10 protein-coding genes are annotated in these 13754 nt (G+C 60.2%); 2 read left to right on the top strand and 8 right to left on the bottom strand.

Annotated features, from left to right (window positions below; all coding sequences use genetic code 11):
- Positions 1-5: 5 nt before the first annotated feature.
- The gene (locus AB3X08_RS15930) at positions 6-4574 is read right to left on the bottom strand and encodes an AAA family ATPase (protein ID WP_369933800.1); all 4569 of its coding nucleotides are present in this window, start codon (positions 4572-4574) and stop codon (positions 6-8) included.
- 48 nt (positions 4575-4622) lie between these two features.
- Entirely contained in the window at positions 4623-6689 is a 2067-nt protein-coding gene (locus AB3X08_RS15925; protein WP_369933799.1) for a DNA/RNA helicase domain-containing protein, read from the bottom strand.
- Positions 6690-6829: 140 nt separating this feature from the next.
- On the opposite strand from AB3X08_RS15925, the gene AB3X08_RS15920 reads away from it, so the two are divergent.
- Together AB3X08_RS15920 and AB3X08_RS15915 are read left to right on the top strand one after the other, a co-directional pair.
- Complete coding sequence (locus AB3X08_RS15920) at positions 6830-7084, top strand: XAC0095 family protein (protein WP_369933798.1); 255 nt, start codon at positions 6830-6832, stop codon at positions 7082-7084.
- Positions 7085-7210: 126 nt separating this feature from the next.
- Positions 7211-8422: a hypothetical protein gene (locus tag AB3X08_RS15915; RefSeq protein WP_369933797.1), complete on the top strand. Its 1212-nt coding sequence runs from the start codon at positions 7211-7213 to the stop codon at positions 8420-8422.
- On the opposite strand, the gene AB3X08_RS15910 is transcribed toward AB3X08_RS15915, so the two are convergent.
- The 6 genes from AB3X08_RS15910 to AB3X08_RS15885 form a co-directional block, all read right to left on the bottom strand.
- Positions 8415-9047, bottom strand: a complete 633-nt coding sequence (locus tag AB3X08_RS15910) for a hypothetical protein (protein ID WP_369933796.1) — start codon at positions 9045-9047, stop codon at positions 8415-8417. The genes AB3X08_RS15915 and AB3X08_RS15910 overlap by 8 nt on opposite strands.
- A gap of 26 nt (positions 9048-9073) precedes the next feature.
- On the bottom strand, positions 9074-9496 hold the full coding sequence (locus AB3X08_RS15905; RefSeq protein WP_369933795.1) for a hypothetical protein: 423 nt from the start codon (positions 9494-9496) through the stop codon (positions 9074-9076).
- A gap of 233 nt (positions 9497-9729) precedes the next feature.
- Positions 9730-10125 carry a hypothetical protein gene (locus AB3X08_RS15900; protein WP_369933794.1) on the bottom strand — a complete coding sequence of 132 codons (396 nt, stop codon included), beginning with the start codon at positions 10123-10125 and terminating at the stop codon, positions 9730-9732.
- A gap of 91 nt (positions 10126-10216) precedes the next feature.
- Positions 10217-12028 (bottom strand): glycoside hydrolase family 15 protein, encoded by a 1812-nt coding sequence (locus tag AB3X08_RS15895; protein ID WP_369938551.1) that lies wholly within the window; start codon positions 12026-12028, stop codon positions 10217-10219.
- An 11-nt stretch (positions 12029-12039) separates the two neighbouring features.
- On the bottom strand, positions 12040-12942 hold the full coding sequence (locus AB3X08_RS15890) for an SDR family oxidoreductase (RefSeq protein WP_369933793.1): 903 nt from the start codon (positions 12940-12942) through the stop codon (positions 12040-12042).
- Between the two features lie 342 nt (positions 12943-13284).
- Positions 13285-13560 (bottom strand): hypothetical protein, encoded by a 276-nt coding sequence (locus tag AB3X08_RS15885; RefSeq protein WP_369933792.1) that lies wholly within the window; start codon positions 13558-13560, stop codon positions 13285-13287.
- Positions 13561-13754 lie beyond the last annotated feature (194 nt).

Raw genomic sequence — 13754 nt, 5'->3', positions numbered from 1 at the left:
TGTGGTCATGGACGCTCGGCGGCCTTCAACCAATCGGCCACACCATTGACTCCCAGCGAAAGTAGTGTGTCTTGTACGATCACCACACGTTGCAGCATCGCGCCGTAGTCGGACTCTTCTCGTTCTTCTGCTTCAGCAAATAGACGGGTCACTAGTTGCGTAAGACTATTCTCATGGTCATATAGATATGGCTTGCAATGACTGACATAGGCTAGGTAAATCTCAGTTACAGCTAGGGCTTGTTCGGGATCGCGCTGCGAGGTCGCATTGAGCCATTCGTGAAGCCCGGAGAGGCGATGATGTCTTCTCTCTTTGTTCTTGTCTTCTTTGAATACATCAAAGCAACGTCGAATCAGCTCTATCGGAACAGAAATCAAGGCTGACTTGTCGGAGAAAAGATGCCCCATCTGCTCCGCCACTGCTTCTGCATGAGTGGCGCCAGAATTAAAGCCTGCATCCAGACCTGAAAGGCATTGCTCACGGTGCTGCCGTGCGTTTTCAATGTTTGTCCAAACGGTGGCCGCCCCCTGCCAGGCCTCCGTTCTATTAATTACTCCAAAATCTTCCAATAATTTGGCAAACTCGATTTTCCGGGCCATGGCCGCCAACGCTGAAATGCGTCCCCATGTTTTTAGATCTTTTCCGCTACCCTCGCTACGAAGGCGCGAAAGCAAAGGCATCACTACTTCAAAATGACTATGGTAGGCGTAATAAAGACAGGGCTCCGCGATTTTCCAAAGTCCCTTCGCATCCTTCATAGCTAAGTGAAACAAATCCCAGCCAAGATCAAAAGCTTTACTCTGCATGTACGGCAAGCGGCGCAGGATCAGCGCACGAATCGCAGGGTGTTCGTCACTAGCGAAACGGCGCAAGGTAGGAACCAGTAGTTCAGGAAATTCATTGCCGTGTTCATGTAGATTATTCGCCAGGATCATCAGGCCTTCGGCAACATCCCCCTTTATCATATTGATTCCTATGGAGATCATGTCGACGTTGTCTCCCTTTATGGGGTCGTCTTCATGAAGGCTTCCAAAGCCTATTGCAAGAAAAATCAACCGTTCGGAATTTTTTGCGTCGTATATGACGTTCGAACAGGCTTCCAGCGCTTTAGCTGCGGAACGCTGGTGCAGCCAGTGCTTCGGATGCCTTTCCAGTCCATCAAGAATAAGGCTTGCCAAGACGGAAGCATCGGGTTCTTCAATAGGCTTCCATGTTCCGCTGGGTTGCAAATTGCCATAACGATGAGCCAGATAAGTAGCCGCGCCGTCCATGATGTCATCCCGGAACCGCTTTGGAATATCTGCCCAATAGTTATGCAGAAAATTCAAAAATCGCGCGGGATGAAGAGATGAAGCTTCTCGCAGTTGCCCGCCAACCTCGCGTTCACCACCAGCCAGAAAGTCATCGAAACCACTTTCATGACCAGTGTAGTGTGACAACAGGCGCAATACCCCGGTATTACTTGAACTGAGAAATATCTCATATGAAAACGGCGCTCTTACCCAGCCGCCACGCGAGCGTATATTCGGCTGCTGAATCAGTGCGCCGGCTCTCATCTCATATGCTTCCAACACTTCTTGTGCTTCTGGCGAGCGCTGGTGGCAAGGGATTGCGACAATAAATTCAGCTCGTTGTTTCAATATCCAGGGGCGGCTGGCGCCATCTGAAGCCTCATCACTCCATAAAGTCAAGATATTCGCCGTCACAGCATCTTGCGTTCGAGTATCAAGTAAGGCAAATGTCGATTTAATCAATATTCCCAATTCGTAGGAGAGTTCAAATTCCAATAAATTCTTGTCACGCAACATGCGGCCCGTCAAATCGACGTTGGCTTCAGGTGATGCAGTGCATGCGAGGATTGCAAAGTACAGTAGTGCCCCTTCTTGACTAGAAAATAGGCGTTCGCGGTTACTTTGCCACCAATCTGAATTTATTATTGCGTGATGAATGATGGCCGCCTCAAGCGCATCAAACAGGATATTCATGCTGTCCGCATGCGGCATATCTCTCTGGCTGTGCGTATCCTCGTATGAGGTTTCGCCCAGAAAACCATGCCGGTAACCGATTTTTGTTTCTCCATGGCGCGAGGACCGAAAATTGCTCCACAGCTCAATCGATTCTAAGGCTAAATCCAGCAATGTTGTGGACTGTTCCATGCGTTGACGGATGAAGCTTTCCTCCCCGTCGCCGAATTCGTGAGAATTGCAACGTAATTTGTTATCGAACCTGAACTCAAGTAAGTTATCGTCGCGAATTTCATCTGCGATATAGCGCCAAAGTAGCGAGTCATCCGCCACACCTGCTGCTACACAACGTGCGATAACTCTTCCAAGGGGACTGTGCTCGGAGCGCGGCAGATCGAGCAGCCGCTCAAGTAGCGGAACAACCAGTGCAATATTGTCAGATTTAATCCCGGAGAGGTGAAATCCAAGCTGCTCTGCAATACTATTGCTGTCCAGCCAATCCAGTGATAGCGCTTCTGTCCATAACGCCAGCACGCCGATGGCATCTGCGTTTCCCCATTGCGCTACTCGATAAACATGCCTTGTCATCCCCTCGGCATCCCGTGTGCTCTTCAAGTCGGGAACCAGATGCTTTAACCAGAAATGGTGCCATTCAGTTGCACTGGCTCCATAGATTACCTGGAATACGTCGCGGTGCTTTTCGCGCAAGTCGCGTATAAAGGGCCAGTCATCGTCATGGGGCTTCTGCTCTGCAAATGATTCCGCAACCAAGCGTCTGATATGAAAGGCTGCGTCACCCGTCAAAACAGTGCGTAGCTGCTTCCTGCACTCGCGACGTTCGCCCAGCGCCAACTGGGCCGCAAAACTCCGGATGCTGGGACGGACGAAAGGAACGGGTGGCAGGCCTTGAATGAATTTATTAAGTGTGACGCCACTGCGAACCGCTCCACTGATGACCAATACGTCAAGTAAGGTTTGATGCCCAAACGTTAACTTCCCATCCTGAGTTTCTTGCATCACATTAAGGCTGCAAAGCTCCCGGAGGATTTCTTGCGATGCGTCGAAACGTTGATATGGCACAGCTAGGCTGCGTAAATTAAGCATGTCCGAGGCAATAGCTTCGATCGCTTGTATTGCCGCATCCCCCAGTGCGCCATTGGCACGCACGATAGTGTCGAGATAGCGCTGGGCCAAGGCTTGGCTGGTCACCACATTGAAACTGCCCTCGCGTTGTGCCAACTCGACGAACAATGCCAGTTCGCGTGGATTCTTTATCAGTTCGCGAGTAACCTCATCGATAGAGGCGGTTGCTATCCCGAGATTGTCGAGCATTGGCGCAATTTCAACATCCCAGTCCAAAGGCCGGCACGTCAATTCGCAATCCCATTTCCTTTCGGCAATTCGACGGTCGTAGTGCCTGTCAAAGTCGCGACAGGCAGTAACCACCGTGACATTTGGAACCAATAGTAAACGGTCTATCTGCGCCAAAAAGTAGGTCAGCACCCGATGCTCGCGAGCGATGGACAGCACATCCAGCGAATCCATGACCACAATTACATGCGCATTCTCAGCCAGACGGGCGGCTTTTTCGATCCATTGCTCAGGCAAGCCTTGGGATTGCCGATCTTGCGCCGTAGCCAAGTCGACGAATTCACGTGATTGAATGAAGAGTGGCGCAACGCCTGAACAGGTCTGCGCTCGTTGCTCCAAAGCGTCTTGCAACGCGAGCATTACACAGGTCTTTCCGGAGCCGGGGAGCCCAGTGAGCAAGATAGCCCGCTTCTTTGCATGGATCGCGGTAAGCAACTCGTTCACGGTTGGAATGGAAATCCGCTGCCCCGCAATATCTCTCCGCCATGATCTGCCAATAGCGGAGGTATCGGCAAATGACAAGCGCACCTCTGAAATATCCATCGGAGGAGCCAGCATGGCTCCAGCTTTATGAAGAATGGCCTTAAGATCGTCTTTGGTTGATCGGTGCCGAGTGGCGGATGTGTTGGTGCCCTCCATGCGTGCGCCGAGCTGATCCAGGTGTGTCCAAAAGGCATCGAACGCTGCATCCGGGTTGCTCGCCATGTTGCGCAAGCGTTCGCGTAGCAGATCGACCATTCGATCCATCTCATCACTAGTCACAAATTTTGTGCGGCGCAGGAATTCGTAGGAGGAAAGGCCGGGTGCGGATGTGGCAAGCCGCGCCGCCAAAGCCTTATCTGTTGCTTGATGCTCCTTGCCTAAACTCGCTCGATAACTGACTTCATCATTCTGAGTCGAGCTGTGTTCTCTCAATTTCGCGAGGTCGCCAAAATTGTTGCGTGAATAGAAGCGCACCTCGGAGTTCTGGCTATTGCCCAGTAAATAGGATGCTTTGTCAAGCTCGTCCGCAAGGTCGACTATTGACCAAGCCTTGAAATGGATTTGATTTTTCTTGCACTGACAGGCAATCAGAGTGCCGTCGGCTTTGCCGACTACCACATCGTCAACCGAATACGTTGTCGAGTCGATCTCAAGCCAAAGACATCCCGGATCGGATAGAACTGTCAATGCCCAATCAAACGCCACCATTGTTTGGTAGCCGTCACCTCGGTTGGAGCGTATGCCCGCGATGCTCACCCACTAACTCCTGATGGAATGCATGCTGCCCCGTGTTCCGAACATGCGCTAATTTATGGCAAGGGTTTGCTGGACGTCCGTATCAGATGGCTTTAGGAATTTCATTGCAGCTTTAGAGTCCAGATCGCTTATATAGACATAACAACCCCTCATGCCTCGGCTCATCAATGTCTTGTAAGTATTCCGGATGATCCGACCCACACGGTCGTGGACAACGGGATTGCCCTTGGACTGCGACTTGTATCCGCGGATAGAGCGATCCTGCTTAGACCGCTGACTTGGATCAGTGAACACCTGACCCTCGCGCCAAGCCATATCCGGCCCGATGATCACACCCACGTAGTCCAGTTCCAGTCCCTGGCAGGTGTGGATGCATCCGACTTGCTCGACCGAGTTCTCGGCGACAGCCCACAAGCTGCCATCGCTTCCAAGGTTCCATTGCGCGCGATAGTCGTGTTCCGGAATTTCGATGTCCCAGGCATCCGGGTTGTTCTTGCTCTTCCAGTCCCAGCAATAGCCGGCCACCACGCGCGACTTGTTGTTGAGCTTGTTCTTCTCGCGGATCAGGTTGTGCAGTTCTACTGGCGAGTCGACGATGCCGAATTCGAAGGCGTCGCGGTCGAAATCGGTGTTGGCGGTTTCGCGGATGCCAAGGAAGTTGTCCAGCCAAGCGATGTAGCCGTCCGAGCCGGCGCAGCGGAACTGCGAGGCGAGTTCCAGCTCGGTCACGTCGGCGCCAAGGTGTGCGGCCCAACGCCTTAGTTCGCCGGTATGGCCGATGTCGGAGAGGGTGACGATCTGGTCGTCGTCGACGAAGAAGATGGTGCAGTGCGCGCTGCGGATCAGCTCCATGACCTGGTTCTGGCCGAGGTTGCCGTACAGGCCGCTTTTCTCGTTGAGGCGGTGAGCTTCATCCACTACCAGCGTGCCGAATACGTTCGGTTCGGTCTGGTGGAAGTTGCCCGAGCCGGAGAACAGGTTGCCGATCTCGATTTTGCGAATGTGGCCGGCCAGCTTCTGCGCGTACACGGCACGCGGCGCAGCGTTCTTGGAGACATACTTGGTGGTGGTGCCGCGCTTTGTCAGCTCAACCAGTAGGTTCACCGCCACCACCGACTTGCCGGTGCCCGGACCGCCTTTGACGATCACCACCTGCTTGCGTTTGGCGCTGGCCTGCGCGGCGCGCGCCAGGCAGGTTTCGTAGACCAGTTTCTGTTCGTCGATCAGCACGAATTCCTGGTTGCCCTTGAGCATGCCAACCACGCTGTCGGCGAGCATCTTGGAAGGGCGGATGCGGCCGTGTTCGATCTTGTAGAGCAAATCGCCGTTGTCGCCCTGGCGCACGTGCTGGCGGATGAAGTCGCGCAGCTTGCGCTTCTCTTCCACGCCGCGCAGGAACAGCGGCGCCTTGTCGGTGTAGGCGGTGTAGCGCGGATCGTCAATGCTTCCGTCGCGGAAGTGGTTGTGCAGATAGGCGCAAGGCTGTAGCTGGACGCCGCCTTCGTGCACCGCCTCGTTGAAGCCCTGTAGCAGGGCCGCGTACGACCAAGCCTGGTAGGACGGATGCGGGCCTTCGGTCTCGGTCGGTCCGCCGCGTTGCGCCTTCACGATGCCGTCCTTGTCGGTGACGGTAGACGTGGACCATTGCTTGAGTTCGACGATGATCGCCCGCGGCTCTTCGGCCTCGCCGAGTCCGCTCAGGATGAAATCGATGCGCTTGGCAGTCTGCGGAATGCCGAACTCGATGCCGACGCCCATGTCCGCGGGCAGGCTGTCGTCGCTGAGGACGTCGGCCATCTGGGTGAGCGAGTGGCGCCAGGCACGGAACTCGCTCTCCGGTGCGTATCGGCCCGTCTTCTTGAGGAAGGCGGTGGAGATGATGTCCTCGATTGCCTGCTGTTCCGAGTCTTGCAGGAACGCGGCGCGGGTCGACTGATAAACGATCACGCTCGGCTTTCCCCCCTGAATGCCTTCCGTTGCTCGCTCGAACTTTGAACCGATGCGCAGTGGCTGACAAGTCTTTACATTGCCGCGCGCGATCGGTTCGCAATACCGAAGGTGCTTTGGAGCAATTCGTATACAAAGCAGGTGCATGCCAATCATCGCTTGCAGCATGCAAGACCCAGTTGATGAGACGACTTGACGCGTCGCGCCTGCGATAGCAGGATTGCTACACGGAGCCTAGGAACTCCTCGTACAGCGGGCTACCACCTCCGAAAACGGGTGGATCTTCATGCCGTTTGGCGAGAGATGCTATGACCGAGGCCGCCCGTCATCCCGATTCGGATCCTGGCTATTACCTGCCAGAAGAAGCGCAGTACCGCCTGCAGCAGCTGCGCGATCATATGCGTTTCCTAGCGCGACTAGCGCAGCCACGCACTGTGGACGAAGAGCGCGAGGCCGCGCCGAAGGTACGTGCGGGCGAGCTGGCGGTATGCATGGAACTGCTCGCGGAGCAAGTGGACATGGTGTTGCGCGAGGTGTCGTGGCCGGCACGACGCCAGCATTAGTGTTGGGCGCACGGGGATGGCGCCGGTAGGGAGACGCCGTGGCTTCGCCCGTAATGTGACCGCGGTGCAGCGGCGCCATTATGCTTGCCGGCTCGGGAGCGAGGCGCCAGACGCTAAGGAGCCATGATGCAGCAGAGTAAGGTGGATGTACCCAGCGGCGGCGAGGCTGGCGAGCGGCCGGAGAAGCGCAATGCGCCGGCCGTGCCGCTGTGGCGCATGTTGCGCCAGACCTTCGGGGTGGATCTGAAGTGGTGGGTACCTTGTTGGGGCGGTGGCATGGTGCTGGCCCACTTCCTGCGCATCGGCTACGTGCCGTCGTTGTCGCTCGGCGATCTTGGCGTAGTGTTGAGTGCCGTGGCGCTATTGGGTGGGCTTGCGCTTTTTAGCCTTCTGGCAGTGCTTGCGTTACCTGCCTGGAGTATTGGATTTCTGGTTCATCAGCATCTGCTGCCAGTGCCGCCCAGACCAAGACAAGGCGATGCGCCACGCAAGGGATTGAAATCTAATCGTAGTCGTACTCAGCTTGTCTTAGGAAAGCAAGGAAAGCGTGTATTTGGCAGCTTTTGGATATTCGCTTTAGCAGCGTTGATCAGTGCTTTGTATTACACCATCTTTTTAGGGCTTGAACATTGGAAATTCGGCAGTTTGGTAACTTATGGGGTTGGAGTTGGATTGTGCATCGGGTCGCTTCCCTTAGCATTACTTCTTGCTTTCTCGGAAGTGGATTGGGTCCGTCGGCTCGGGCCATTCTTTCGAAAGCGCCTTGGTTCGCTGTTGCTATTTCTGATGATATACCAGCTATTTTGGCCGCTTGCGGGAGTTGCCGTCAGCTATATGGCACCTCCAACTAGGCCCTTGGATTGGATCTATCTCTTCTTTGCGGCATTAATGGTCGTCATTTCCCATTGGGGTATTTACGTTACCCATCGCATTGAGTTTTCTAAGCGCCTTAGGGTCTTTGGGTCTGTGATGTTTATGGTAATTTTGTATAGCGGTTCATTGCTCGGCACAGTAGATATCACAGTGCGCAAGCTCGGCATCGGCATGCTACCAGGCGTGCAACTGCAATTGACAGAGCAGGGCTGCCAGATCGTCAAGGCAACCTGGCTGGAAGCGAGCTGTAACCCAGCGCAACCCGGATCGAACGTATATGTGCTGCCGTCCGTCGATGTTTTGACCCGATTGGGGGCGGATTTCTACGTGTCTCCGCCTGGTGGAATCAGCGATGAGCACAAACCGCGCTTCTTGATTCCTGCAAGCCAAGTGCTGAGTTGGAGCAGGGTCGAAGCGGTCAAAAAGACAGCCGCCGTCCCGGCCGTCGCGCCATCCGTCAAGTGATCGATTGCCCGTCCGCGAGCAGGCGTTCGGTTCTGACTGGAAGGTCGCATGTGGTCGCTTCGACACGCTGCCGGTCTCGCACCGATTGCTCGCGGTAGCACAGCGCCGCGATGCGCTCGCGCGGCATCATGCAGTTGCCGATGCCCGGTTGCAGCCTGCGGGAGAAACCCGGCACCGGCACGCCCATCAGTTCGCCGAAGGTGCGGAAGGCGGAGTTGCTGTTGATGGTGGCGCCGAGCAGCTTGAAGCCGTAGTTGGGGTAGTCCAGGTCCTGGGCGTTGAGTTCGGGCATGGCGCGTAGCGCCGCATGCCAGCGCGCCAGGATTTCGTGCTTGTCGCCGCTGGCGGCGGTGCGCGATGGCTGGCCGTCGCGCAGGTAGCTGGTGCGGTCGGGCTGGGCGCCGATGGCGTTGGCATAATCGGTGTCGTGCGGGTAGTGCCAGGCGCGCAGGGCGTGCCTGCGGGCGTCGGTGCCGATCGGGATCGGCGTGCCGGTGTATCGGTCGGTGGCCAGGCCGTGCAATTCGGCCAGGGCGTTGCCGCGCGCGTCGCGCAGCACCCAGTAGGCATGGCCGGCGATGCCGACAATGCAGAGCAAGCGTGCTTCGATCGCATAGTCGCGCATGGGTGTTCCTTCCCTGGTGAGCCACACTACAGCGGTTGGCTGGCGATGCAGGTGTCCAGCTCGGACTTGAGGTCCGCCAGTGCCTGGTCCACGCCCAGGTCGGCGAAGTAGGCGCCGGCCCCCTTGAGGGTGATCTTCGCCTGGACGGCTCCTCGCGGGCGCTCGATGCGCATGCGGAAGCCGCTGCGGTTCTTTTTGGGGAAATCGCCCGATTCCAGCACGCCGGCAGCGGCGTCGTTGCGGGTGACCTTGGGCCAGGAACTGCTGGTGTCGGAGAACCGGGCGATGGTGTCCTGGGCACAGGTGAACAGCACACGGGTCGGCACGTCGGCAGGAACGGCCAGCACGTCGGAGGCCATCGGGGTCTTCTTTGCGGCGGCGGACGTGCCGCATGCGCTTGCGAGGAACAAGAGGCCGGCGATCTGGGTGGCGACGAGCCGTGGCTTCATGCGCTTCTCCTTGTGTGCGCCCAGTGCCTCGCGCTCCGCTGGCGTGGCGAGAGGCGGGGCCTTCACTGTAGTTGGGCCGGCGGTGCCTGTCGATTTCGACAAGGCCGACAGGCGGGCGCTGTCTGTCACACGCGGCTGCGGCGCGCGTCATTGCGCATGCCGCGCGCCCGCTGATCAGCAGACTCGGATTGGCCCTGACTCTGACTCTGACGCTGCCAGCAACCCCGCAGCACTCAGCGCAGCGGCTGCCCGTTCAACTGTCGCTCGACGATCTCCAGGATCGTGGCCACGCTGACCCCGAACGATCCGGCGTTGCCGGCGTCGAATGCGGCTTTCCACTGGGCGTAGCCTTCGCGGTAGGCCGGGTCGGGCGTGTCGGTGCCGATCAAGGTGGCGTCGCTGCGTTCGAAGGTCTGTGCGATCACCGGTGCATGCGGCAGGGAGTCGATCCAGCCGCTCGGCAGGGCGGGTTGGCGCACGCGGACGTCGCGCAGGGTCACGTGGTAGATCTCGCCGCCCAGGGGATGCTGGTCGATCTGGTTGATCAGCAGGGTGGGCGATTCGTCGGGCGTGCGGCCCTTGCAGCGCCAGAGTTGGCCGACGGCGTAGGGGATGGCGGGAGCGGTCATGCGGAGATTCTGAAGAAACCGGCACGCATGATGCCCGCGTGCGCCGCCGCAGGATAGTGCGTGCGGCGGTGCGTGTGGAGGGGCAAGCCGGTCATTCGCCGCCCACCGCCAGCGCGGCGTGGATCAGCGCCAGGTGGCTCAGGCCTTGCGGCATGTTGCCCAGCGCGGCGCCGCTGTGCGGGTCGACCAGTTCGGGCAGCAGGCCGACGTCGTTGCCGACGGTGTCGAGCAGGCGTTCGAACAGGCGCTTGGCTTCGTCGCGTTCGCCGAGCAGGCCGTAGGCTTCCACCATCCAGAAGCTGCAGGCGATGAACGCGCCTTCGCGCTCCTGCATGCCGCTGTAGCGGTGCAGCAGGGCGCCGTCGTCGCCGTTGCCGAGTTCGCGGCGGATCGCTTCGCGGGTGGCGATCATGCGATCGCGGCGCACCTCGCCAAGGCCGAAGCGCGACGCCAGCATCAGTCCGGCATCGAGCGCGTCGCTGCCGGCGTGCAGGGTGTAGGCCTGTTTGTCCTGCGACCAGCAATGCGCGTCGATCCAGTCCAGGATGCGCGCCTGCTCGCGCTGCCAACGCGGCAGCATGGCGCTGGACAGGTGCCCGGCTTCGGCCAGCTCGCTGGCGCGGCGCAGGGCCATCCAGCACTCGATCTTGGACATGGTGTAGTGCTGGGCGTCTTCCAGTTCCCAGAAGCCGGCGTCCTTGCGCATCCAGGCGTCGGCGCATTCGTTGCCGAGTTCGAACAGTTGCTGCGCGGTGTGCGGGTCGAGGATGTGGCCGTGGTCGAGGAAGCGCGCGGTCATTTCGAACACGTCGCCATATAGGCACAGCTGCAGCTGGTCGTTGGCGGTGTTGCCGACGCGCACCGGGCGGGTCTGGCGGTAGCCGGGCAGGTCGATCTCGCGTTCGTCCGGCACCAGGTCGCCCTGCAAGGTGTAGCACGGGCGGATCCAGGGCCGGTGCCTGGCGATGGTGCGCAGCAGCCAGGCGAAGGCGGCCTTGGCGTCGGGCAGTGCGCCCACGCGCAGGAACGCTTTGGTGGTGTAGGCCGCGTCGCGCACCCAGGCGTAGCGGTAATCCCAGTTGCCGTTGCCGCCGATGCCTTCGGGCAGCGAGGTGGTGGCCGCGGCGGCGATGGCGCCGGTGGGCGAGAACCACAGGAACTTCAGCGCCAGCGCCGAGCGCATCACGGTGTCGGGGTAGCCGCCGTCGTAGTGCAGGTTGCCGGTCCACTCGCGCCATTCCTGGTCGCTGCGCTCGATGCGCGCGTCGATGTCCTGCAGCGGCGGCACCGGCAGCGCTTCGTCCTGCGCGGCCAGCACCGCGATCACCTCGCGCTGCCCGGCATGCAGGCGCAGGCGGGCTTGCACGCCACGGTCGTCGTAGTCGGAAATCGTAAGCGCCTGCGAGTGGCGCAACATCGCCATCACCGGGCCGACGTGGAAGACGCGGCCGTTGGGCGTGTCGCTCAGCCACGGCGTGGATTTGCCGGCGCGGGTGCCGGGCCGGAAGCGGATCTCGAATTCCACTTCGCCGTCCAGGCCTTCCAGCCGCCGCGCCAGTTCCGACCACGGCAGGCGCCCGGCCTCGCCACTGTTGAGCGACTCGGTCAGGCGGGCGCTGCCGCTGGCGGTACGGAACACGGTTTCCAGTACGTTGCTGCCGTCGCGGTAGCGGCGTTGCACCTCGGTGACGCCGACGGGCGTGACCGCGAAGCGGCCGCCGTCGCGTGCGTCGAGCAGGCGATCGAACAACGGCGGTGCGTCCATCGTCGGTACGCACCACCAGTCGATGCTGCCGTCGGCGGCGACCAGCGCCACCGAACGGCCGTCGCCCAGTGCGGCATAACTTTCGATCGGCGCGGTGCCGTCGGCATCGCGCTGCAGGCGTGGCGTGCGGGCGGGCACGGCTGGTTGGCTCAAGACAGCAACAGGCCGCCGGTGGCGCCGATGATCTCGCCGGTGATGTAGCTCGATTCCTGGGAGGCCAGCAGCACGTATAGCGGCGCCATCTCCACCGGCTGGCCGGCGCGCTTGAGCGGGGTTTCCGAGCCGAATGCCGGGATCTTCTCCGGCGGCTGCCCACCGCTGGGCTGCAGTGGGGTCCACACCGGGCCCGGTGCCACCGCGTTGACGCGGATGCCCTTGTCGGCCAGCTGCTGCGCCAGCGCCTGGGTGAAGTTGGCGATGGCGGCCTTGGTCGGCGCGTAGTCGATCAGCATCGGCGAGGGCTGGTAGGCCTGGATCGAGGTGGTGTTGATGATGGTGGCGCCCGGCGGCAGGTGCGGCACGGCGGCCTTGCACAGCCAGAACATCGCGAACACGTTGGTACGGAAGGTGGCCTCGAACTGTTCGGTGCTCAGCTCGGCGATGTCCTTCACCGCGGTCTGTTTGCCGGCCACATTGACCAGGATGTCCAGCCCGCCGAGCGCTTCTACGCTCTTGGCCACCAGTCGCCGGCAAAACGCCTCGTCCTGCAGGTCGCCGGGCAGGCGTACCGCCTTGCGCCCTTCGGCCTCGATCAGCGCGACGACCTCGGCGGCGTCCGCTTCCTCCTCGGGCAGGTAGTTGAGCACGATGTCGGCGCCTTCGCGCGCATAGGCGATGGCGGTGGCGCGGCCGATGCCCGAGTCGGCGCCGGTGATCAACGCCTTGCGTCCTGCCAGGCGGCCGAAGCCGCGGTAGCTCTGCTCGCCATGGTCGGCGGCCGGTTGCAGCGCGTGCACGGTGCCGGGCGGGGATTGGGTCTGGTTGGGGAATTCCGGCTGCGGGAACTGGGTCAGCGGATTCTGCATCGTGTACTGATTCTTGGTATCGGACATGCAAGGTCTCCTTGCGATGGGGGAAAGACAGGCGCGGTGCCGGGGTGGACGCACCCGGCAGGGCCAGCGATGTCCCAGTATGAAAACCGTGCGGATGCGGTCGGGTGAACGAAATGGACAGGGAGCGTGAAGGGCGATCGCGATGGCGCGATAGCCGCGCAAAGGCGCACGCTACGCGACGGCAAGCTTGCGCGCCGCACTACGAGAATGTCGATTTGCACCGCGCGACGACCTTGCCGCACGCATTGCGATCTAGCGGCGGCTGCGCCGCCAGGCGATTACGGCGACATCCGACGCCCTGCCGCGGTTACGACGCAGCCGCAACGCCGGCGTCGCAATCGGCTAGCGCCGCGCGCGCCGCCAGGCGATCAGGGCGGCAACCGCGGCCACGGCGGCAATCGTGCCGACCGCGGCCACCCTGGTCGCCAATTGCGCGCGCTCGCGGCGGCGCAGGTCGCTGTCGGCACCGCCTGCGGACAGGGGCGACTGGAACACCTCGCTGCGATTGGTCGATGCGCGGCGTGGGCGAAGCGCCTCGGCGGGCGCCTGGACGCCGTTGTTGCCGGAGGCGTCGGCGCCGTGGGCGCTGTGGAGGGGCGTGGCGGCTGCTGTGGTCATGCTTTCCGTCGTCCTGCGCGCTGCTGTCATGCGTGCGTATCGCCTGTGGTGTGGTGTCGGGACATTTTGCATGCTCCCAAGCGGAACGTTAACGCAGCGCGGGCGAAAAGTAAGAATTCCCCATCGTGAGCTGCGACATTTCGCCGCGTCGCAGCCGCTGATCCGTTCAGATGCTGGGATGGCGCCTTCTCTGC

Origin of the sequence: Xanthomonas sp. DAR 34887 (genome assembly GCF_041245805.1) — a bacterium.
GTDB classification, from domain to species: domain Bacteria; phylum Pseudomonadota; class Gammaproteobacteria; order Xanthomonadales; family Xanthomonadaceae; genus Xanthomonas_A; species Xanthomonas_A tesorieronis.
This window is presented reverse-complemented; position numbering and strand designations above follow the sequence as displayed.